The sequence below is a fragment of the Euzebya tangerina genome (genome assembly GCF_003074135.1).
Lineage (GTDB): Bacteria > Actinomycetota > Nitriliruptoria > Euzebyales > Euzebyaceae > Euzebya > Euzebya tangerina.
In genome coordinates this window covers 1,392,800-1,413,253 of sequence record NZ_PPDK01000001.1, presented here as the reverse complement: position 1 = coordinate 1,413,253, position 20,454 = coordinate 1,392,800, and the positions used below count along the sequence as shown (strand labels likewise).

16 protein-coding genes and 1 pseudogene are annotated in these 20,454 nt (G+C 69.2%); 9 read left to right on the top strand and 8 right to left on the bottom strand.

The features are described from left to right. Position 1 precedes the first annotated feature (1 nt). On the top strand, positions 2-754 hold the full coding sequence (locus C1746_RS06485) for a hypothetical protein (protein ID WP_162867456.1): 753 nt from the start codon (positions 2-4) through the stop codon (positions 752-754). Between the two features lie 12 nt (positions 755-766). Next, on the top strand, positions 767-4,243 hold the full coding sequence (locus C1746_RS06480) for a pyruvate carboxylase (protein ID WP_116713829.1): 3,477 nt from the start codon (positions 767-769) through the stop codon (positions 4,241-4,243). A gap of 19 nt (positions 4,244-4,262) precedes the next feature. Here the strand turns inward: C1746_RS06480 and C1746_RS06475 are convergent, their stop codons facing one another. Then, positions 4,263-4,805 carry a helix-turn-helix domain-containing protein gene (locus C1746_RS06475; protein ID WP_116713828.1) on the bottom strand — a complete coding sequence of 181 codons (543 nt, stop codon included), beginning with the start codon at positions 4,803-4,805 and terminating at the stop codon, positions 4,263-4,265. Between the two features lie 49 nt (positions 4,806-4,854). Between C1746_RS06475 and C1746_RS06470 the strand changes: the two genes are divergently transcribed. Beyond that, positions 4,855-6,411, top strand: a complete 1,557-nt coding sequence (locus C1746_RS06470; RefSeq protein WP_116713827.1) for an FAD-dependent oxidoreductase — start codon at positions 4,855-4,857, stop codon at positions 6,409-6,411. A 15-nt stretch (positions 6,412-6,426) separates the two neighbouring features. Here the strand turns inward: C1746_RS06470 and fbp are convergent, their stop codons facing one another. Next, the gene (fbp, locus tag C1746_RS06465; protein WP_116713826.1) at positions 6,427-7,455 is read right to left on the bottom strand and encodes a class 1 fructose-bisphosphatase; all 1,029 of its coding nucleotides are present in this window, start codon (positions 7,453-7,455) and stop codon (positions 6,427-6,429) included. A gap of 82 nt (positions 7,456-7,537) precedes the next feature. Here fbp and C1746_RS06460 point away from each other — a divergent pair, with 82 nt between their 5' ends. Continuing rightward, positions 7,538-8,635 (top strand): baeRF2 domain-containing protein, encoded by a 1,098-nt coding sequence (locus tag C1746_RS06460; protein WP_162867455.1) that lies wholly within the window; start codon positions 7,538-7,540, stop codon positions 8,633-8,635. 57 nt (positions 8,636-8,692) lie between these two features. Here C1746_RS06460 and C1746_RS06455 read toward each other — a convergent pair whose 3' ends face one another. Together C1746_RS06455 and C1746_RS06450 are read right to left on the bottom strand one after the other, a co-directional pair. Beyond that, positions 8,693-9,874 carry an NAD(P)/FAD-dependent oxidoreductase gene (locus C1746_RS06455; RefSeq protein WP_162867454.1) on the bottom strand — a complete coding sequence of 394 codons (1,182 nt, stop codon included), beginning with the start codon at positions 9,872-9,874 and terminating at the stop codon, positions 8,693-8,695. Positions 9,875-9,882: 8 nt separating this feature from the next. Next, on the bottom strand, positions 9,883-10,164 hold the full coding sequence (locus C1746_RS06450) for an acylphosphatase (RefSeq protein WP_205711739.1): 282 nt from the start codon (positions 10,162-10,164) through the stop codon (positions 9,883-9,885). A 93-nt stretch (positions 10,165-10,257) separates the two neighbouring features. Here C1746_RS06450 and C1746_RS06445 point away from each other — a divergent pair, with 93 nt between their 5' ends. Next, positions 10,258-10,815 carry an RNA polymerase sigma factor gene (locus C1746_RS06445; RefSeq protein WP_162867453.1) on the top strand — a complete coding sequence of 186 codons (558 nt, stop codon included), beginning with the start codon at positions 10,258-10,260 and terminating at the stop codon, positions 10,813-10,815. Next, complete coding sequence (locus tag C1746_RS06440; protein ID WP_162867452.1) at positions 10,812-13,238, top strand: hypothetical protein; 2,427 nt, start codon at positions 10,812-10,814, stop codon at positions 13,236-13,238. Before C1746_RS06445 ends, C1746_RS06440 begins: the two co-directional genes overlap by 4 nt. 625 nt (positions 13,239-13,863) lie before the next feature. Here C1746_RS06440 and C1746_RS06430 read toward each other — a convergent pair. After that, on the bottom strand, positions 13,864-15,384 hold the full coding sequence (locus tag C1746_RS06430) for an HNH endonuclease signature motif containing protein (RefSeq protein WP_116713820.1): 1,521 nt from the start codon (positions 15,382-15,384) through the stop codon (positions 13,864-13,866). Positions 15,385-15,516: 132 nt separating this feature from the next. Here C1746_RS06430 and C1746_RS06425 point away from each other — a divergent pair, with 132 nt between their 5' ends. Further along, positions 15,517-15,843, top strand: a complete 327-nt coding sequence (locus C1746_RS06425) for an NUDIX hydrolase (protein ID WP_116713819.1) — start codon at positions 15,517-15,519, stop codon at positions 15,841-15,843. Between the two features lie 410 nt (positions 15,844-16,253). Here C1746_RS06425 and C1746_RS06420 read toward each other — a convergent pair whose 3' ends face one another. The 3 genes from C1746_RS06420 to C1746_RS06410 form a co-directional block, all read right to left on the bottom strand. Next, positions 16,254-16,976, bottom strand: a complete 723-nt coding sequence (locus C1746_RS06420) for a hypothetical protein (RefSeq protein ID WP_162867451.1) — start codon at positions 16,974-16,976, stop codon at positions 16,254-16,256. A 70-nt stretch (positions 16,977-17,046) separates the two neighbouring features. After that, positions 17,047-17,622: a Uma2 family endonuclease gene (locus tag C1746_RS06415; RefSeq protein ID WP_116713817.1), complete on the bottom strand. Its 576-nt coding sequence runs from the start codon at positions 17,620-17,622 to the stop codon at positions 17,047-17,049. Between the two features lie 7 nt (positions 17,623-17,629). Then, positions 17,630-19,084 carry a hypothetical protein gene (locus tag C1746_RS06410; protein ID WP_116713816.1) on the bottom strand — a complete coding sequence of 485 codons (1,455 nt, stop codon included), beginning with the start codon at positions 19,082-19,084 and terminating at the stop codon, positions 17,630-17,632. 82 nt (positions 19,085-19,166) lie between these two features. On the opposite strand from C1746_RS06410, the pseudogene C1746_RS23165 reads away from it, so the two are divergent. Both C1746_RS23165 and C1746_RS23160 read left to right on the top strand, forming a co-directional pair. Continuing rightward, a pseudogene (locus tag C1746_RS23165) lies at positions 19,167-19,682 on the top strand (GNAT family N-acetyltransferase); the annotation flags it as partial. Between the two features lie 129 nt (positions 19,683-19,811). Further along, positions 19,812-20,438, top strand: coding sequence for a TrmH family RNA methyltransferase (locus C1746_RS23160; protein WP_414627956.1), 627 nt, complete (start codon positions 19,812-19,814; stop codon positions 20,436-20,438). The last annotated feature ends 16 nt before the right edge of the window (positions 20,439-20,454 follow it).

Here is a 20,454-nt window from a genome sequence, read left to right as displayed (position 1 = left end):
GATGGACCTTGACGATCTGCTCGAAGACCTGTTGGAGGACGCGGGCAAGGCAGCCAAGCGGACGCTCCGCAGCGCCACTCGGTCCAAGGGCTCCCTGTTGCGGCGGTACCGTCGCCCGCTGCAGATCACCGCAGCTGTCAGCGCCGTGTTCTTCGGGCTCGTCACCGCCGCTCTTGCGTTCGTCGGCGATCCCGGACTGCTTCGCTGGACCCTGGCCGCGGCAACCCTGGTGATCACCCTCTCCACGGCGGCAGTGGCGGTCACGCTCCGCGAACCCCGAGCACGGACGCGCAGACGGAAGTCCGGGTCGGGCAGGTCGGGGACCAGCGCACCAGCCGTCACGCCGACGGCCTCGGAGGAGCCGACGTTGCCCCCAGGTGAGCTGGCAGAGGACGTTCGTGATGAGTGGTCCCGTCTGCTGCAAGCCCGCACGCTGGTCCACGACCTGACCGCCGACGGCTGGATCCACGAAGCTGCAACGGCCGAGCTGGACATGAGCATCACTCGTCTGCACCGACTGCTCGCGACCGACCGCCGGACCGAGCAGCTCGGCGGCACGCCGTCGGCCCCGTTGCGTGCCCAGGTCAGCGAGCTTGCCGACCTGCTGGTTGCCCTGGCTGATGAGGCCGTCCACCTGCAGGCCGATGGTGATGCGTCGCAGGCGCACGTCCAGGCCACCTTGGCCGACGCCCGTGACCACCTCGTCGCGCTGCGACAGGCGCGTGCTGAACTCACCGATCCCGGCGTCATCTGAACAGGGAGTCCCATGCCGACCTTCGAGACCGTCCTGGTCGCCAACCGCAGCGAGATCGCCATCCGCGTGATGCGGGCGGCCACCGAACTCGGCAAGCGGACCGTTGCGGTGTTCGCCGAGGAGGACACGCTCGGCCTGCACCGCTTCAAGGCCGACGAGGCCTATCCCATCGGCCAGGAGCGCGACGGGCGTCCGAAGCTCGGGCCGATCGAGGCCTACCTCTCCGTGGAGGAGATCATCCGCGTTGCTCTCATGTCGGGCGCGGACGCCATCCACCCGGGGTACGGCTTCCTGTCGGAGAACCCCGAGCTGGGCGAGGCCTGTGCGGCGAACGGGATCACCTTCATCGGCCCCTCCCCCGAGACCATGCGGGCGCTCGGCGACAAGGTCAGCGCCCGTCGCATTGCCGAGCGGGCGGGTGTGCCGGTCGTCCCCGCGTCCGCAGCCCTATCCGAGGACCCCGATGAGATCGCCGCCGCGGCCGAGGCGGTCGGCTTCCCCGCGATGCTCAAGGCCAGCTGGGGCGGCGGCGGCCGTGGGATGCGCCCCATCACCGGTCCCGAGCAGTTGCAGGCGCTGGTCCGGGAGGGTCGGCGCGAGGCCGAGGCAGCCTTCGGCAACGGTGAGGTCTACCTAGAGCGGCTGGTCCAGCGCGCCCGTCACGTGGAGGTCCAGATCCTGGGCGACAGCCACGGCGACCTGATGCACCTGTACGAGCGCGACTGCTCGGTGCAGCGGCGCCGCCAGAAGGTGGTCGAGCGCGCACCAGCCCCGTATCTCGACGATGACCAGCGCCAGGAGCTGTGCGGCCTCGCCCTGGACCTGTGCCGCCGCGTCACCTACGCCGGCGCCGCAACCATCGAGTTCCTGATGGACGCCGACACGGGCGCCTTCTACTTCATCGAGGTCAACCCCCGGGTTCAGGTCGAGCACACCGTGACCGAGGAGGTCACCGGCATCGACATCGTCAAGGCGCAGATCCGCATCGCCGAGGGGGCGACGCTGGCCGAGGCGACCGGGGTGCCCGACCAGGCCGGCGTCCACCTGAACGGCCACGCCCTGCAGTGCCGGATCACGACGGAGGATCCGGCCGACAACTTCATCCCGGACTACGGACGGATCACCGCCTACCGCGGCGCAACCGGCTTCGGCATCCGGCTGGACGGCGGAACGGCCTACTCCGGCGCCGTCATCACGCGGTTCTACGACTCCCTGCTCGAGAAGTTGACGGCGTGGGCGCCGGACCCCGAGCAGGCCATCGCGCGGATGCAGCGCGCCCTCGCCGAGTTCCGCATCCGCGGCGTCGCGACCAACCTGGCGTTCCTGCAGAACCTGGTCTCCCACCCGGCCTTCCGCGATGCGAGCTACACCACCGGCTTCATCGACAACCACCCGGAGCTGTTCGACTTCGCCGAGCCGCGCGACCGCGCGACCAAGCTGCTCCGGTACATCGCAGAGATCACGGTCAATGGGCATCCCGACACCGCTGAGCGCCCGGCCCCTCCGGTCGCCGGGCCCGTGCTGATGCGCACCTTCGAGCCGGTCGACGAACGCCAGACCCAGCCATGGCAGACGGCCCGCCAGATCTTCGACCGCGACGGCGCCGAGGCCGTCGCCGCCTGGATGCAGCAGCAGGAGCGGCTGCTCATCACCGACACGACCATGCGCGACGCGCACCAGTCGCTGCTCGCCACCCGCATGCGCACCTTCGACATGCTCGGCGCCACGAAGGCCTACGCCGAGACGATGGGAGGTCTGTTCAGCGTGGAGTGCTGGGGCGGTGCCACGTTCGACGTGGCCATGCGCTTCCTGCAGGAGAACCCCTGGCACCGGCTGCGCGAGCTGCACGACGGCATGCCGAACCTGCTCCCCCAGATGCTGCTGCGCGCCTCCAACGGCGTCGGCTACACCAACTACCCCGACAACGTCGTCCGTCGGTTCGTCGAGCAGGCGGCAGACAGCGGCGTCGGCCTGTTCCGGGTGTTCGACAGCCTGAACTGGGTCGACAACATGCACGTCGCGATGGACGCGGTCCGCCACAGCGGGGCCATCTGCGAGGGGACGATCTGCTACACCGGCGACGTCCTCGACCCGGCTCGGTCCAAGTACGACCTGGCGTACTACGCCGACCTCGCCGTCCGACTGGAGGACGCCGGTGCGCACATCCTGGGGCTGAAGGACATGGCCGGGCTGCTCAAACCCGCCGCGGCGACCGAGCTCATCGGGACCCTCCGTGAGGCGGTCAGCCTGCCGATCCACCTGCACACCCACGACACCTCCGGGATCGCCGGCGCTACACTCTTGGCTGCCGCCGATGCGGGCGTCGATGCCGTCGACGCCGCCATGGACTCCATGTCGGGACTGACCTCGCAGCCGAACCTCGGATCGATCGTCGCAGCGCTCCGCAACACGCCACGGGACACCGGCCTGGACAGCGCGGCCATCCGGAGCATCTCCGCCTACTGGGGGGCCGTGCGGGACCAGTACGCGGCATTCGAGACGCCGATGCGCGCCGGTGCGTCGGAGGTGTACCTGCACGAGATGCCCGGCGGGCAGTTCACCAACCTCAAGGGTCAGGCCCGATCACTGGGGCTTGAGGACCGCTGGGAGGAGATCGCGGCCACCTACGCCGAGGTGAACGACATGTTCGGCGACATCATCAAGGTGACCCCCTCCTCCAAGGTGGTGGGTGATCTGGCCCTGTTCATGGTGTCGGCCGGGCTGACCAGGCAGGAGGTCGAGGACCCTGACCGCGAGGTCGCCTTCCCCGAGTCGGTCGTCGACTACTTCCGCGGCAACTTGGGTCAACCGCCGGGTGGGTTCCCTCCGGCGTTGCAGGCCAAGGTCCTCAAGGGCGAGTCGCCGATCACAACTCGGCCGGGGGAGACGCTGGCGCCGGTGGATCTGGAGGCCACGAAGGCGTGGTTGGTGGAGGAGCTCAACGGCTTTCCCGTCAGCGAGGAGGACCTCTGCTCCTATCTCATGTATCCCAAGGTCTTCCTGGACTACATGGGTCGTCGCCGAGACTTCGGGCCTGTCCGGGTGCTGCCGACGCCGATCTTCTTCTACGGGATGGAGCCCGGCCAGGCGATCTCGGTGGAGTTGGAGCGTGGCAAGACCCTGCACATCCTGCTGAGCGCCATCGGCGAGGCGACCGCCGAGGGGGAACGCCGGGTCTTCTTCGAGCTGAACGGCCAACCCCGCTCCGTCCGCGTCAATGATCGCCAGGTGGCGAGCACCGTCGTCGTCCGTCCCACCGCGGATCCGGATGATCCGTCTCACGTCGCGGCGCCGGTCCCAGGGGTTGTCGTCTCGGTGAACGTGGCCGAGGGCCAGCAGGTGGCGGCCGGCGACCTGCTGCTGTCCATCGAGGCGATGAAGATGGAGACGGCCATCCACGCCGAGCGGGCCGGCACGGTGCAGCGGCTGGTCGTGTCCGCCGGCGAACAGGTCTCGGCGAAGGATCTGCTGGTCGTCGTCGCCGACTGAGACGAGCGGTCGGTCGTGACTATCGGTGGGTGCCCGGCTCGAAGCGGCTGAGGATCTCCGCCGGCCCGTCGAGTCCGCCGAAGGCGTGCGGCTGTGTGGTGTCGAACTGCACCGTCTGACCGGGCTCGACGACCACGTCCCGGTCGCCGACGCGCAGTCGGATCCGACCGCGGAGGACGTGGAACCACTCCGAGCCCGGATGGGTCATCAGGTCGGGGAGCCGACGCCGCTGCGGAATGGTGATGCGGATGAGCTGCCGGCCGTCGTCCTCGGTTCGAAGGATCACCCCGCTCATGCCTGCCGATAGCTCGACCGTCGGTGTGGGCAGGAAGAGCCGGTCCTCCCGCGCGGCCTCGGCCAGCAGGGCCACGGCACTGGTGTCGAGTGCATCGGCCACGGTGTCGAGCAACTCGACGGTGATCCGTCGATCGCCGGTCTCGAGCCGCGACAGCGTGGAGGCGGACACCTCCGACCGGTCGGCCAGCTGCTGCAACGACAGCCCCGCAGCCGTCCGTGCGCGACCGAGTTCGATGCGAAGCCGAGCTTCCAGACTTGTTGCCATAATGGCATTAACTATGCCGTAGTGACATCGGCTTGTCTACGGTGTCGTCATGGACACACCACAGACCCCCACCCCAGACGTCGCCACCACCGACGTCGTGATCATCGGCGCCTCCTTCGCCGGACTGGCCGCTGCCCTGCTGCTGGGACGCGCCCAGCACCACGTGACGATCATCGGAGACGGCCCAGCGCGCAATGCCGAGACCGACCACGCCCACAACGTGCCGACACGGGAGGGCGCCGACCCGGCGGATCTGCTGGCCGCGGCTCGCGCGGAGGTCGACGCCTTGCCAACCGTTGCCAGGCGCACGGGCATGGTCAGCGCCGTCGAGGAGGGGTCGGACGGGCGGCTGTTGGTCCGTAGCCACGATGACCACGTGATCAGTGCCCGCCATGTCGTCCTGGCCACCGGTGCCCGTGACAGCCTGCCCCGCATCGCGGGACTCCCCGCCATCTGGGGCCGGCAGGCCCACAGCTGCCCGTTCTGCGACGCGGCTCCCTACGCCGGCCGGCCGGTCCTGGTGATCGCCGACGAGCCCGTCGCCGGTCACCTCGGCGGACTGCTGTCCGGCTGGACCGATCAGGTCCAGACCGCCTCGCCGAGCGACGTCGCGAGCACGGATGCCGCCGCTGATGGCGTGGCCGTCCGACTGACCGATGGCAGCGAACTGCGGGTGGACGGGGTGTTCGTCCATGCAACACCGCAGCCTCGCACCTCCCCCGTGGATGGTCTTGCACTGCAGCGTCGCCACGACTTCGTCGCCACCGACGTCGACGGCCGCACATCGCTACCGGGCCTGTGGGCTGTCGGCGACTGCGCCTGGCCGGACTCCTCCGCTCAACCCGGTGGCCAGGTCCTGGCCGCAATGGCTGCCGGATCGCGCGCGGGCATCGCCATCACGCTGGAGCGCGCTGGCATCACCCCTCCGCCCACGCCGGAACGGTCAGAGCCCACGACGGTGGACCGCGAGGACCCGCACGCCCACTGGGAGCCGGATCCGGACGAGACCCTGGCGACCTTCTGGGACACCCGCTACGCCGAGCGAGGCCAGGTGTGGACCGGCCGACCCAACGTCGGTCTGGTGGATGCCGTCTCAGACCTTCGGCCGGGTCGGGCGCTCGACCTGGGCGCTGGGGAGGGCGGAGATGCCATCTGGCTCGCGAAGCAGGGCTGGGACGTGACCGCGGTGGACGTCTCCCGAACCGCGATGGACCGCCTGGACGCCGCCGCCGTGGCTGAGGGGGTGGCCGATCTCGTCACCAGCCGGGTGCAGGACCTCGCCACCGGCACGGTCGATGGGTCCTTCGACCTCGTGACCACGTCCTATCTCCTCTCACCCGTGGAGATCCCCCGCGAGCAGATCGTGCGGCGAGCCAAGGCGGCGGTGGCACGGGGCGGGACCTACGTGATCCTCTCCCACCTAGCCACCCCCGGCCACGCCCACGACGGCTTCGACCTCCCGGACATCGACGAGCAACTCAATGCGCTCGAGTTGGAGGGTGGCTGGCAGGTCGTGCGCGCCGAGCCGCTCGAGCGTCGCGCGCAGTGGCACGACGGCACGATCATCACCATGACTGACTCGTTGATCGTGCTCCGTCGGTCCTGAGCAGCGTGCCGTCGGCTACTCGCCGTCGGCGAAACAGCGCTCCAACTGGTCGACGAGGTCAGCGTTGCCGAGGAACACCGGCGTGCGCTCGTGGAGGTCGGTCGGCGTGATGTCCAGCAGGTCTCGGGCGCCATCAGAACCGCGACCGCCCGCCTGGGCGGCGAGGAAGGCCAGCGGTGCCCCCTCGTACACCAGCCGCAGCTTGCCCTCGGGGCGGTCGATCTCGCCCGGGTAGCCGTAGACGCCGCCGTGCAGCAGGTTGCGATGGAAGTCGGCGACGGCGGACCCGATGTAGCGCTGCGACAGCGTCGGTGTGTCATCCCGGTTCAACCACTCGACGAAGCGGGTCATCCCGCTGTCCCAGTGCGGCAGCGAGGCGAAGTTGAGTGAGTAGTAGGCCGCATCGTCGGGGAACCGCAGGTCGGTCCAGGTGCCCAGGAACTCACCGACCTCCGGGTCAAGCGTGAACGCGTGAACGCCCTGACCGACGCTGTACACCAGCATGGTGGAGGTGCCATAGAGCACGTAGCCGGCGGCGACGAGATCGCGGCCTGGGCGTAGCCAGTCGGTCTGGACAGGCTCGGCCGTCGGGTCCTCCCGCCGGAAGACGCCGAAGATGGTGCCGATGCTGACGTTGGCATCGATGTTGGAGGAGCCGTCCATCGGGTCGTGCACGACCACGTAGGGGGCGTCGGGATCCAGGACCCTGACCTCCGCCTGCTCCTCGGAGACGATCGCACAGACCCGACCGTGGCCGCCGAGCAGCGAGGTCATGACCTCGTCGGCGTAGACGTCGAGCAGCTTCTGGTCCTCGCCCTGGACGTTGACGACACCGGCCTTGCCGAGCAGTTCGGTCAAGCCGGCCCGTCTGGTCCGGCTGGCGATCAGCTTGCCGGCCAGCGCGATGTCCTCGAGCAGGCGGGTCAACGTCCCGCTCGCCTCACCCGGCTGCTGGTCGGCCAGGAACCGCTCGATGGTGACCAAGACCTCGGCAGCTTCCCCGCCGACTGGTGGTGGTCCCGGGTCGGGGTCCAACGCGCTCATGGTCGGACCCTACCGCGACCAAACAGTCACCGTCACCGTCGGACACGTGTCAGGGCTCGCGGTCCGCGGGTAGCACGGACTCATGACGTCTTTGGATCAAGCGACCGGCAGCTCCCTCCGTCAGTGGTACGAGCGGGGCTGTGACGCCACCGTGTTCGTACCGGCACCGAGCGAGGGGGAGGATGCCGACGAGCAGTTTCAGGCTCGCCTGGCCACGCTGGAGCAGGAGCTGGGCCAGCACGAGATCGACGCGGATGCGGTCTCGCGCCTGCTCGATGCGCTCCGCGATCACGGCCACGACGCGGGATCCGGTCTGGTCGCGGTGGTGGCGGACGACGCCGTCCAGGTGTGGTCCATGCCGACCGCCGTGGACCTCGAGGTACAGCCGGGCCCGATTCCGGCGCTCGGTCGACTCGTGGCTGCCAAGCAGACCTGGGTACCGCACGCCGTCGTCCTGATCGACCGAGAGGGCGCCGACATCGAGCTGGTGTCGGCCCTGGATCAGGACGACGACGTCACCGTCGAGGGTGCGACGACCCACATCACCAAGTCCAACCCGGGCGGGTGGTCCCAACAGCGCTTCCAGCAACGTGCCGAGGAGAACTGGGAAGCGACAGCACGCTTGGTCGCCGAGCGTCTGCGGGCCGAGGTCGCGCGGCTCGACATCGACCTCGTCCTGGTCACCGGGACCGACCGCATGATCTCGCTGCTCCGCGAGTCATTGGACCCCCACACCGCAGAGATGCTGGTCGAGATCGAGGGCGGCAGTCGTGCCGAGGATGGGTCGACCGACCAACTCATCGACGCGGTGGACGTGGCCGTGCGGGACGAGGCGCTGGCGCGCCGGACCGCCGTGACCGAGCGGCTGGCCGAGGCGCTCGGCCGAGGTGAGGGTGCGGAGGGCCGAGCGGATGTCCTGGCTGCCCTGTTCGAGGGCCGCGTTGCCGATCTGCTGGTCGTGCTCGACGAGGCGGAGGGTCTGACCGCACACGTCGGGCCGGCCGCCGAGCAGGTCGCCGCCGACTCGACCATCCTGCACGACCTGGAGCTCGATGCCGTCCGGGTCCCGCTGGCCGACGCGGCCATCCGCGCTGGTCTGGCCACCGGCGCTGACATCACCGTCGTCCACAAGGCGCTGCTCGACCTGGACGACGGCGTCGGAGGCGTCCTGCGCGGCTGACGCCCCCGCGGACCCGCTCACAGGCCCCACCGGGCCGCATCGTGATCGGTGGTGATGTCAGCGTCGCTGCAGTGCGCCGCGGAGGACGGCGCGGAGCAGGCGGGGTGTGAGCCGACCCTCGCCGAGCCCGATCTCGGCCAGGTCAGCGAACGCCGCCGGGTCCCGGCCGGCGCGGATCATGATCGGCATCAGCGATGGGATGTCGAGCAGCCGGGCCAGCAGACTCGTCGTCGCGAAGTGCGTGCCGAACCGGCGCGTGAGCATGGCGTCGTAGCGATCGTCCGGCCGGCTCAGGAGCGCCGGGTGACGTTGGGTGCCGGTCACCGCCTGCGCGGCCATCCGACCCGACGCGATGGCGTAGAAGATGCCCTCGCCGGTGAGCGGGTTGATCAGACCGGCGGCGTCCCCGACGAACAGCACGCCGCGACCCGTTGCCGGCGGGCGCCCCGTGGAGAACGGTAGGGGGTGACCAGCGACGGTCCCCTCCTCGATGTCGGCCTCGGGGAGGGCCTGTCGCAGTCGACGGAGCAGTTCCGGGCGGCCGCCACCGCGCAGCTGCGAGGTGCGCAGGCCGTAGCCGATGTTGGCGCGCCCGTCGGGAAGCGGGAAGGACCAGGCGTAGGCGGGCCAGCCGTCCGCCAGGAACTCGATGTGCTGGGCACGTCCGGCTGTGGGATGGTCGTGGCGCGTCGTCCGGGCGTAGGCGCGGATCGCGATCGCGTGGTGACGGCTGCTGCGGGTGCGATGTCGGGGGTCGGACGTGCCGTCCTGCACCAGCCGTCGGATGGTCGAGTTGGCCCCGTCTGCAGCGATGAGGTGCGGCGCGCGGAGATGACGGTTGACCACGAAGGTGGAGCCGTCAGTCTCGAGCGTGCGGACCCGCTCGGTGCGGACGACCGCCCCGGCCGCGGCAGCGTGCTCGACCAGTCGGGCATCGAAATCGACTCGCGGGATGATGCGGTTGGGCCTGGCACCGCGGCCGGTCACGTGGTGGCCGCCCGGACCGAGCAGGTCCAGGTCCCACACCTCCGGCCAATCGTCCTCGATGCCGCTGACGCCGATGTGGGCGAGCTCCTCGAACGCGTGGGCAGCGATGGCGTCCCCGCACGCCTTGTCGCGCGGGAACGTGGCCCGGTCGATGAGCAGGACCCGTGCGTCCGGTCGGTTCCGTCGGGCCGTGATGGCGGCGGTCGCCCCGGCCGGTCCAGCTCCGACGACGATGAGGTCCCAACGCTCCACGTCGGCGGTCAGCGGATCTCGAAGTCGGACTCGGTGGTCTCGACCGGAATCTCCTGCACGTCGCAGGAGGTGACGCGGGCGAACCGGGGTCCTTGGCGGCAGAAGTCGACGACGGCTTCAACGCGCTCCGGCGGGCCCTGGACCTCCGCCTCGACCGTCCCACCGGGGTTGTTGCGCACCCATCCCGTTACCCCTTGCCGCCGGGCCTCGTCGCGCGTGCTGGCCCGGAAGAAGACACCCTGGACTCGCCCGGTGACGAGAACGTGGCGTCGGATCGGTTCGCCCGGCACGTCGCGGAGGCTAGCAGCGAACGACTCCAGGTCGGACTAAACCCCGCCGGGCCGCTCGCGCGTCGTACGGTCATGCGACACGAAGGAGGCGGGGTGACGGATGTCGGGTGGGAGAACCCCGACGTCGGCGGGGGACTGGGTGGCGCGCCCGGTGAGGACTTCGAGAGCGTCTACGCCGAGCACTACACGCAGGTGCTGGGCCTTGCCTATGTGATGTCCGGTCGCGTCGACGTGGCCGAGGAGGCTACACAGGATGCGTTCATCAAGCTGCTGGCTGCGATGGCAGCCGGCGAGGTCCACAACCCACCGGGATGGGTCCGGACGGCGGCGGTCAACCTGGCTCGCTCGCGACTCCGGCGTGCGCGGACGGAGTTCCGGGCCGTGCTTCGCCTCTCACGGCGCCGAGTGGAGCCACTCGAACTGGACACGACCGTGGAGTCGGAGGAGTTCTGGGAGCACGTCCGGTCACTTCCTCCACGGCAGGCCGAAGCCGTTGCCCTGCACTACCTGGAGGATCGGTCGGTGCGTGACGTGGCCAGCCTGATGGACATCGCCGAGGGAACCGCCAAGGCCCTGCTGCATCAGGGCAGGGCTGGTCTTCGCCGGCGGCTCAGCACGGACGAGGACGTCGACGGAGGTGACCCGCGATGAGTGATGACGGTGGCCCAGAGGCACCAGAACTGGATCTGCTCGCTCGGAGGGCGAGCCGTGACCTCATGGCCGCGCTGCCTCATGAGGAGCGCCCCTCGCCAACTGCTCTGCGCGTTCGGCATCGGCAACGACGGGTACGACGCAACGTGCTCGGCGTCGGAACGATCGCGGTAGTCGTGCTCTCGATTGCGTTGGTGGCCCGTCCCGGGCTCGACACGGACTCGATCGGGATCGTCGACGAACCGGCTGCCAGTGACGTGCCCGGAGGCGCGGATGGTGTCGCGGGTTCGGGTGACGTCATCCTCACCCTGGACCGTCCCTACCGACTGACGTCGGTGGATCCTTCGGCCCGAACGGTCCGAGAGGGCGCGGCGATGGGTGTGCATCCCCCCATCCCGGACGACCTCCAACACGAGCCACACCCACTGGTCGTTGCGGGCGATCGCCTCGTGACTGGTCTTGGGACCATCGTCTCAACAACGCTCGAGGGCACGGACCAGATCGTCCTGGGCGAGTCGCATCGGCTTGTCCCGGCCGCCGAGGATGGGTCTGTGTGGTTGGTGGACATGGTCAACGGGGCCAAGCGTCGTCAGGTCGAACGGGTCGACGCCGCCAGCGGAGCCGTGCTCGAGGCGGCGACCTTGCCGGCTGGGATGGCCCCGATTCGAGGCGTGCCCGATGGACTGGTCGGCGTGCCGATGGATGCCTCGGCGTCACCCGAGGTCCAGGTCTGGCGACGGGATGCCCCGACCGAGTTGGACCGAGTCGCCACCGCCGGTCCCGTTCAACACGTGCACAGCTCCGGTGAACTGGTCGCCTTCTGCGAGAACGACTGCCAACGCCTGACCGTGTTGAACACGGCGGCGTCGGCCGACCAGTGGGACGTGACCGGCCGAGATCTCTCACCCGGTACCAGCGTCGCGAGCATCCGGTTGTCGCCTGACGGCCGGCACCTGCTGGTCCTCGGCCAGGGTGAGGGCGAGGTCCCCGTGGCAGCGTTCTTCGCGCTCAGTCGCGACCGGGACTCGACGCGTGATGGTCTGGAGTTGGTCGTTGACGTGCCGCTGGCGGAGGGGTGGACACCGCAGGTCGTCGAGTGGTCGACCTCCGGCGAGGACGTGTACGTGGGCTTCATGGAGGTCGGTGGGACGGACGATGCGGTGTGGAACCTGCAGCGCATTGGCTTGGACGGGTCCAGCGATATTGATCAGGCACCAGGTGTGTTCGTGCCGGGCGGAGCAACCGTGGTGGTCCGGCGGAGTGCCACCTCGGTGCCGCCCGAGACCGCTGCCGGCCTCCGGCCCTGTGTGGACAGTCGGCGCACGGCGGGCGGGTGTACATGGGCGCCGGTTGACCTCACCGGGGCCCCGACGCCGTCGAACACAAGCGACGATGTCCTGATCCTGCGAGACCAACCCGACACGGTGGCCTACATCGCGCCGACCACGGGCTCAGCTGCCACCGGCGTTCAGGTGGCCGGCGACCGACCGGGCGATCATCCCTTCCAGGTGATCGCGACCGGTGGCCGTCTGGTCGTGGGCTGGGGCGAGATCTACTCGACATCTCTCGACGGGTCCGGGCCGTTGCTCCTCGGCCGTGCCGAGTACGCCGTACCTGGAGCCGAGAATGGGACGGTCTGGCTCGTGGACTACCCGGGCGATCGGATCGGTCCGGGTGCGCCCACGGTCCGGCATGTCCAGGTGCACGACGGGGCCGTCATCGCCGAGGGCACGCTGCCGGCCGGCTTCTCCGTGGCTCACGGCGTTCCCGGCGGTCTAGCTGTGCTCAGAGAGGTCGGCGCCCTTCCGCTCCACCTGTGGGATCCAGCGGAGCCCGACAGGTTGATCGAGGTCTCCCCCAGAACGCTCCGACACGTCACGCAGGCCGACAGCCTCCTGGCCTTCTGCGAATCAGACGAGCCAGACGGCCGGGAGCCCACGACCTGTGACCGAGTTGCCGTGGTCGACGTGGCCCGTCCCGGCGAGGTGAGTGTGGTGGAGTCAAACGGATCCGCTGACGAGACTGTCCAGGCCGAGTCCATTCAACTCTCGCCAGACGGAACCTACGTGACGTTCGCGGTGAGCCTCGGGGATCAGCCGGAAGGCGGTCCGAGCCAGCTTGTGGTCGCCGAGATCGACCGTTCCGGTCCAGAGATTGGGATTGGCGACGTCGCCCGGTTGTTGCCGTTGCTCGATTCGGTTCCGTTGTGGGTTCGCTGGTCCGCTACCGCATCGACGGTGCACGTCGCAGTCATCTCGGGCGCGGATGATGGCTCTGCGGTCGTGCGGTTGCTGGAGATGAGCACCACCGGGCGGGTGCTTAGGGACCGCGATGACCTGCCCATCTCGCTTCTGTCGCGAATCGACCCTGTCGTGGTACCGCGAGACGCACTGGACGAGTTGCCCGACGGCAGTGGCCAGTAGCCGCTCGTGGGTTGCGGCCCGCAGATTCGTGGCTCATTCCGGCTGCGGCCTGATGCAGTGGGCGGCGCAAGCCAGGTCGTCGTCTCGGCCAAGGATCGGTCAGGTGAGTCGCTGCGGATCGGAGCTGTTCGCCGGCTCTCCCCGCTGCTGGACTCCGTTCCCCTGTGGCTGCGGTGGTCGGCGTCCGCGGAGACCCTTCACCTCGCAACAGAGGAACAGCGACTAGGAACCGGCGCCGTCGTCAGGCTGCTCGAGATGCGCACGACGGGTGAGGTCATCTACGGCCGGGATGACCTTCCCGTCTCGCCGCTCTCTCGTCTTGATCCGGTTGTCATCCCCCGCGCAGCGATCGGCGACCTGCGGGCTGGGGTCGAGTGGGCGAGAGCGCGGGATGTCAGGCCCCCTGGCGACGCCTGGCGAGCCGACTTGCAGCCTTCACTCACTGTGGCGGGCCGGCGCTCCGAAGGCTCACGGTCCGTGTCCGTGGCGAGAGGTTGGCTGCTGGTCAGGGACCTGGGCTGAGTCGTCCGTCTTCGGGCACACGAACGGCACGTCGTGGTGACGGGTCGTCATGCTGCGGCTTGATGGCAGCCATCCCGGCTGCCTGGGTCGAGGGCCGGTCGCCTCAGAAGGGCAGCGGCACGGACTGGCCTGGAGGATCGGCGCCCGTTTGGTGTGCGGGCCCGTCTCGGCGATGGCGGGCGGCTTGTCGGTATCCGTTCGGCGGGTCGCCGGAGTGCGAGGCAGCACGGCTTGGTGGGGGTGGGCGGAGGCGAGGCTGGCTGGTGAGGTGCCAGCGGCCCCGTTTGAGATCCAGCCTGCCGTCGGGGGCGAGGGTGAGGGTCCAGCCGTGCTGGTGGACCAGGCGGTGGTGGGGGCGGCACAGCGCGACCAGGTTGGCCGCCTCGGTGGGGCCACCCTCGGCGCGGTGGATGACATGGTGCAGATCGGTGTGGGCGGCTGGTGCCCGGCATGCCGGGAACCGGCAGCCCTGATCGCGGGTCGTGACGGCGCGTCGGAGGCCACTCGAGATCGGGTGATAGGCGTCGCCGATGGCCAAGAGCCTGGTGCCGTCGGTCAGGAGTGGGGTGTGGCTGGCATCACAGGCCAACATCCGCACCGCTGCAGTCGAGAGCGGCCGCCGGCCACCGGCGAGGTTCCACAACATCCGAGCCGTTGCCGCTGGCGCCGCATTCGGCACCCGGCTCAACACGTCGGACTGGTCCGATCTCGATTCGGCGTCGTGGGATCGAGGGGCCGCTCCAAATTCAGACGATCCTCGATGGCTCGGTGCGCCACCCACGCTGGCCGATCGATGTGGAGTGAGGTCGGTGATGTCGACGACCGCGGTGATGGATGGCCGGGCGGTACCTTGGGCACGACCAGCGAGACTGTGAGCGGCGATGCGGCGCAGCGCTTCCATCCGTTGGGTGGCGCGGGCGGTGTGACGCCGCCACGCAGCAGGGACCGGTCGGCCCTGAGTATCGGTGGGCAGATCGTCGTCGTCTGCTACGGGTGGGTCAGCGGCGGCGTCAAGGGCGGCGGTCAGGGTGGCGATCTGGTCATCATCACCGCGGCCGTAGAAGTCGGCGCCACCCAGCAGAGAGGGTTGGAAGCGGATGAAGGACTGCTCGGCCTGGGCCTGTTCCCGCTCAGCCTGCCGGGCATCTGCCAGTCGGCGGGCCAGATCAGCCGCCACATCGGGCAGCCGCTCGGGCTCGGCCCGGTTGTTGCTGTCGACCAGACCGGTGAGCTGGTCATCCAGCGTCTCCCGGTCGGCGACCGGCAGGGCCTTTGCGGCGCTGATGATGCCGCGGAGCTGGGACCAGGAGATCCGCCCCTCATCAAAGGCCTGCCACGTCAGTGGCATGGCCGCCAGCACCTCGATGGCCCGCATGCAGAACCCGACGTCCCAGCCGGCCACGTTGGCGGCCAGGGCGACCAGCCGGTCGGCCGGCACCCCATGCTCGGGCTCGGCCGCGGCCAGGGCCCGGAGCGCCACAGCCATGGCCCGATCGACGGAGACAAACGCCTCGATCGCGGTACGAACCGGATCCGCATCATCCCCGTCAGTGCGGGCCCACGCGAGTGAGCGAACTGCAGCCTGACCTGCAGCTTCGCTGTCCCGCGGACCCCTGATCTTCATACCTGAAGTCTACGCAGGGGGTGTGACATCACGGTCGCCGACGTCATGAAGAACACCATCTGAGCTGCCGCTGCTGCGGTCGGGCTATCGTTCGTCAGACAACCACCCAGAAACGAAGGACGCGCGATACGAATGTCGCCGCCACAGTGGCTGCGCTGGGCCCGTGAACTTGCCGCCATCGGCCGAACCGGGTTCTTCTACGCGACGGACGAACGCTTCCATCCCAACACCTATGACGCCGACCGCTACCGCGCCGTCGAGGGAATCGCCGCAGAGATCTTGGCCGCTGGCTCTGACACAGACCCGGTGACTATCCGTGACGTGCTCGCCTCCGATCACGGTCATATCACGCCGAAGATCGACGTGAGGGGAGTCGTATTCGACTCGGAGAGCCGGATGCTTCTCGTGCAGGAGAAGTCGGATCAGATGCGGTGGACCCTGCCCGGGGGGCTGGGCTGACGTCACGGACACACCGGCCCAAGTTGCCGAGCGCGAGGTCGGGGAGGAGACGGGCTTGTGGTACGTGCATCACGACTGCTCGCGTTGCTCGATCGTGACCGGCACAACCATCCACCCGGGGCCCACCGCGTCTATACAAGGCATTCTTCGAGTGCGAACGAATCGGCGGCGAGTTGCTTCGCGAGACCCCCGAAACGGCCAACCCCACGTTCTGGGCACTCGGCAACCTGCCAGATGACCTGTCGACGAGGCGGACGACGGCGGCGCAATTGCGCGCGTTGCACGACGTGCACGGTGATCCGACGCGTGGAGCGATGTTCGACTGAGACTGCCGACGCCGAGTACGGACCCAGTGTTCGACCGCGCTCGAGCTGACAGCCCGACCCAACGATGGCCTGGACCAGCACGCATCACTCCGCCGGTGGAGGTTCGTGCAGCTCGATGGGCGAACGAAGGGTCAGATCGCCCGTCTGGATCCTACGGCCAGTCTCGTCCACGACCACCAGTGGGTCTTGGCCGACGACGACCGCCGTGGCCGCGCCGTTCGGCACATTGAACCGAAGGAGCTCCAACTGTGGCGGAAATTCTCTCATCCCCATGCGCTGGACGTCGCCGACGATGACCCCTCCGTCGGCACCAGCTTGCTCCTCGGCCACGGTAATGGGAACGCTCACCACGTCGCCCGCCACACGTCCGAACACCACCAACTGATACCGGAGCCCGAGCTCGGTTGGAACCAGGCTCGCCAGGTCGATGATCTCATCCACAGGCACTGGCATGTCGATCGTTGGCGGGTCTTCAGCTGTCAGGGCAACGTCATCCACGATCGTGAGCACGACATCGTCCCGGCGACGAGACGTCCAGGCGGCCGCCGGGGCCTGCGCATCTGCCGCGTCGGGAACGATCACCCGGTCGATCCCCTCGGACGAACCGAGATCAACCGCTCCCCCGGGACCACTGGTGGCGTAGAGCTGGGCGACGATCCGCTCTCCCCGTGCATCGACCTGCACGGCCACGCCCTCGTGGGGGCCGTGGTCCACCAGTGGTTCGGCTCTAGTCGGGTCTACTGCCGGCTCGTCGTTGTCGAACCACTCGGAAGCCCAGGGCCAGAGCAGGAACGGGATGAGGCCCATCACAATCCCAAGGGCGTACGACCGCACGTCGAGGGTCCAGCCCCGTTCCCCGTCCATCATCCGTCTCCCTCTAGTACCCGAACAACTCGTCGACCCGGACGACCACGGCAGGGACGGCTGAGGATCGCAACACCCCGCTCGAGACAATCTCCACCGATCTCCAACCCTCATTACTCGGCTGCCTGTGGACATGGATCTGGCGGCCCTCGACGTCCACCACCCAGTACTCGGGGTATCCGCTCGCGGCGTACCGCCGAGCCTTCTCACCCAGGTCGAACCGGAGCGAGGAGTTCGACACCTCGATGACCAGCAGCGCCTGCTCGGGATGCGCGTCCCAGTACGGGCCGGCCGGCAGGACCTGCAGATCCGGCTCTGGCAGCGAGATCTCATCCACCGCCAGGGGTGTCTGGATCCCGACCTCATAATCATCGCCGACACTCCTGACGATGAGCCGAGTCAAGAGCCGGATCAGCTGACTGTGCGGCTGACCTTGCTGACTCATCTCCACCAACACCCCGCCCACCAGCTCCACGTTGGTGCCCTCGAACAGGCCCTGATCGACCATGGCCTGGAACTCAACCCGCCGGAGCGGACGGAAGGCGTCCTCCGGCAGATCAGCCAGTGCGGTTGGGATCACGGTCGTCACACCTCCATCATGGATGGTCGGCGAGATCGAGGGACTGACGCCTGTGGACAACCTGCCTGGGCGCAGCCTGACCACTGGCACGCCACAGCGCCACCAGCACGCCCAGTGCCACCAGCAACTGCACCACGTGAGCCCACGGGTCGGGCATGAACGGCGAGAGCAACGTGTCCCCCCACCGGTCGTTCACCAGCCGCCAGATCCAGTGCCCCACCGCGAAGTCCTCCGTCGGCTGGGCCAGCGGGTTCGTGGCGATGGACGCGAGCATGCCGACAGCCCCGATCGACCCCGCCCCCACGACCAGCACCGGCGAGGACCGCCACACCCGCGCCACACCCGCCGCCACGAACGGCAGGGCAGCGACCACGTACCGCGGCCCCGGAGATGCCCCCGCGGTCACACTGAACCAGCCGCCCTGCACCGCCACGAAGCCGGCGAAGACGATCAGCCCCACGACTCCGATCTCGCGACCGCGCACCAGTCGCGCCTCACCAGCACGGAGCGGAGACGAGGACGAGAGGGCCAACTGCGCCAACCCGATCAACCCGACCAGGACGATCGGGGTCATGGTGAGCAACCCGCGCTCCCCGGCCAGCACCTGCACGGTGAGCACCGGGTCGGGGATGCGGATTCCGAACAGCCCCTGCTGGTGGAAGTCCGCGAAGGACGCCGAGAAGTCATAGCTGAACAGCGTCGGGGACCCCCAGGCCACCGTGTTGTAGACCGCCAACATCGCCGCGGCCGGCAGCCCCCCGGCGACGTAGGCCAGGATCCCCGTTCGATGGCGCAGCAGCACGACGATGCCGAGGACCACCACGACGATCCCCGCCGTGTACTCCGTCACCACGGCCAGTCCCCCCAGGAACCCGGCCGAGGCCAGACGGGCCGGCGGGGCCTCCGGTTCACGACCGGCGAGGTACGCCCCGAAGCAGAGGGCGGCCGCCAGCACATGGCTGAACAGCACCGTCGAGAAGGGCAGCAGCAACGTCCCGAACGTCACCGCCACCGCCGCCGCGGTTGCTGCCCGCGGCCCGGCGACCTGCAAGGCCAGCCGCCGCATCAGCACCGACAGCACAATGAGCGGGACCACGGCCGACCAGAACGAGGTCCACCACAGCGTGTAGTTGTTGAAGGGCCGTTGGACCTCACCCGGCTCCGCACCCAGTGCCCGGGCAGCCCCGTAGAACGGCGCTGCGAGGAACGGCTGCCCGGGCGCCTTGTCGCTGTAGAGGCGCCCGTCGCGCTCCGCGTAGTCGACCCCGAGGATGTCCTCATACGCATCGATCCGGACGGTGCCCTGATCCCATATCGCGGCCGTGAAGGCCAGGCGCGAGGACTGATGCGCCATCAGCACCTGCACGATCGGCCCCGAGACGACCAGGACCAGCGTGGCCAGCAGGATCTCCGGCCGGTGGCGAGCCGTCCACGCGACGATCCCGCCGCCCCCCGATCGTGGCTCAGCCACGCGGATCAGCCGCCACGTCGATCTGCACCACGACGGTCACCAGCCAGACCGGTTCTTAGCCATCGCCGATACCGTACCGGCGATGGACCTGCCCTCCCGCCGCAAGCCGCGGCCGTGGACGCCGCCGCAGCCGTCGAGCGCGCTCGACACCCCGGTCCTGACCCCCAGGACGATCATCAGTCCCCTCACCGTCGACGACGCCCCGGCCTACTTCGAACTCATCGACGGCAACCGAGACACCCTGCTCCCGTGGATGGCGTGGGCCACCACGGAGTACCTGACGGTCGAGCAGACGGCGACGAACCTCGCCGACCGGGCGGCAGCACATGCACACGACCGCACGGAGCCCCGACTGCTGGGGATCTACGAGGCCGCAACCGGCGGTCTCGTGGGTGCGCTGAGTTGCAACGGCATCGACGCCCGAACGGCGGCCACGGAGGTGGGATTCCTGATCGGCAAGACCCACCAGCGCCGTGGGCTGGCACGGGAGGCCGTCAGCCGGGTCATCTCGGCGTTCCTCCGGCCACAGGACGAGGGGGGCTGGGGGCTGAACCGGGTCACGTTCGAGAGCGCCGGGTCCAATGCCCCAGCACACGGGCTGCTGAAGGCACTGGCGGTCCGTCGGGAGATGCGGCGACGCCAGGACCGGTGGATCGAGGGTGTCGGTGTGGATGACACCTACGGCTGGGGAGTCCTGGCCGATGAGTGGGACACGTCGCGCCACCGCATGCGGCGCGACGAGCGGGACGACGACGTCGGTGTCGGTCCACACCCGGAGCCCTGGCCCACACGTGACCACTACGACCCGTCCCTGCTCCGCGACGGCGACCGCCGAAACGTCGCCGACCGCTACCGCTACTGGCGCCACGACGCGATCGTGGCAGACCTGGCGGCGACCGCCAACCCGTTCCACGTCGCCATCGAGAACTGGCGGCACGACAACAACATCGGGACCGTGGTGCGCAACGCCAATGCGTTCGGGGCCGCCGGCGTCCACATCGTCGGGCGCCGGAGTTGGAATCGGCGCGGAGCGATGGTGACGGACCGCTACCTGCAGATCCACTACCACGAGGATGCTGCTGCCCTGGCCGAGTGGGCGGCCGGGCAGGACCTGCACCTGATCGGGATCGACAACCTGCCGGGCTCCGTCAGCATCCACGAGCATCCGCCGCCCGAGCGCTCGGTGCTGCTGCTGGGCCAGGAGGGCCCGGGCCTGTCCGCCCCCGCACGCAAGGCCGTCCGGGCGACCCTGCACATCCCCCAGTTCGGGTCGACCCGCTCGATCAACGCGGGGGTGGCAAGCGGCATCGCCATGGCGACCTGGGTCCGGGTCCACCGGCCGGGGCCTCGCTGAGAAGCCCGACCCGCGT

Excerpts from the sequence above, each read along its gene's own strand:
- C1746_RS06485 (WP_162867456.1), top strand. The coding sequence starts at position 2 with ATGGACCTTGACGATCTGCTCGAAGACCTGTTGGAGGACGCGGGCAAG.
- C1746_RS06480 (WP_116713829.1), top strand. The coding sequence starts at position 767 with ATGCCGACCTTCGAGACCGTCCTGGTCGCCAACCGCAGCGAGATCGCC.
- C1746_RS06475 (WP_116713828.1), bottom strand. The coding sequence starts at position 4,805 with ATGGCAACAAGTCTGGAAGCTCGGCTTCGCATCGAACTCGGTCGCGCA.
- C1746_RS06470 (WP_116713827.1), top strand. The coding sequence starts at position 4,855 with ATGGACACACCACAGACCCCCACCCCAGACGTCGCCACCACCGACGTC.
- fbp (WP_116713826.1), bottom strand. The coding sequence starts at position 7,455 with ATGAGCGCGTTGGACCCCGACCCGGGACCACCACCAGTCGGCGGGGAA.
- C1746_RS06460 (WP_162867455.1), top strand. The coding sequence starts at position 7,538 with ATGACGTCTTTGGATCAAGCGACCGGCAGCTCCCTCCGTCAGTGGTAC.
- C1746_RS06440 (WP_162867452.1), top strand. The coding sequence starts at position 10,812 with ATGAGTGATGACGGTGGCCCAGAGGCACCAGAACTGGATCTGCTCGCT.
- C1746_RS06430 (WP_116713820.1), bottom strand. The coding sequence starts at position 15,384 with ATGAAGATCAGGGGTCCGCGGGACAGCGAAGCTGCAGGTCAGGCTGCA.
- C1746_RS06425 (WP_116713819.1), top strand. The coding sequence starts at position 15,517 with ATGTCGCCGCCACAGTGGCTGCGCTGGGCCCGTGAACTTGCCGCCATC.
- C1746_RS06420 (WP_162867451.1), bottom strand. The coding sequence starts at position 16,976 with ATGGGCCTCATCCCGTTCCTGCTCTGGCCCTGGGCTTCCGAGTGGTTC.
- C1746_RS23160 (WP_414627956.1), top strand. The coding sequence starts at position 19,812 with ATGCGGCGCGACGAGCGGGACGACGACGTCGGTGTCGGTCCACACCCG.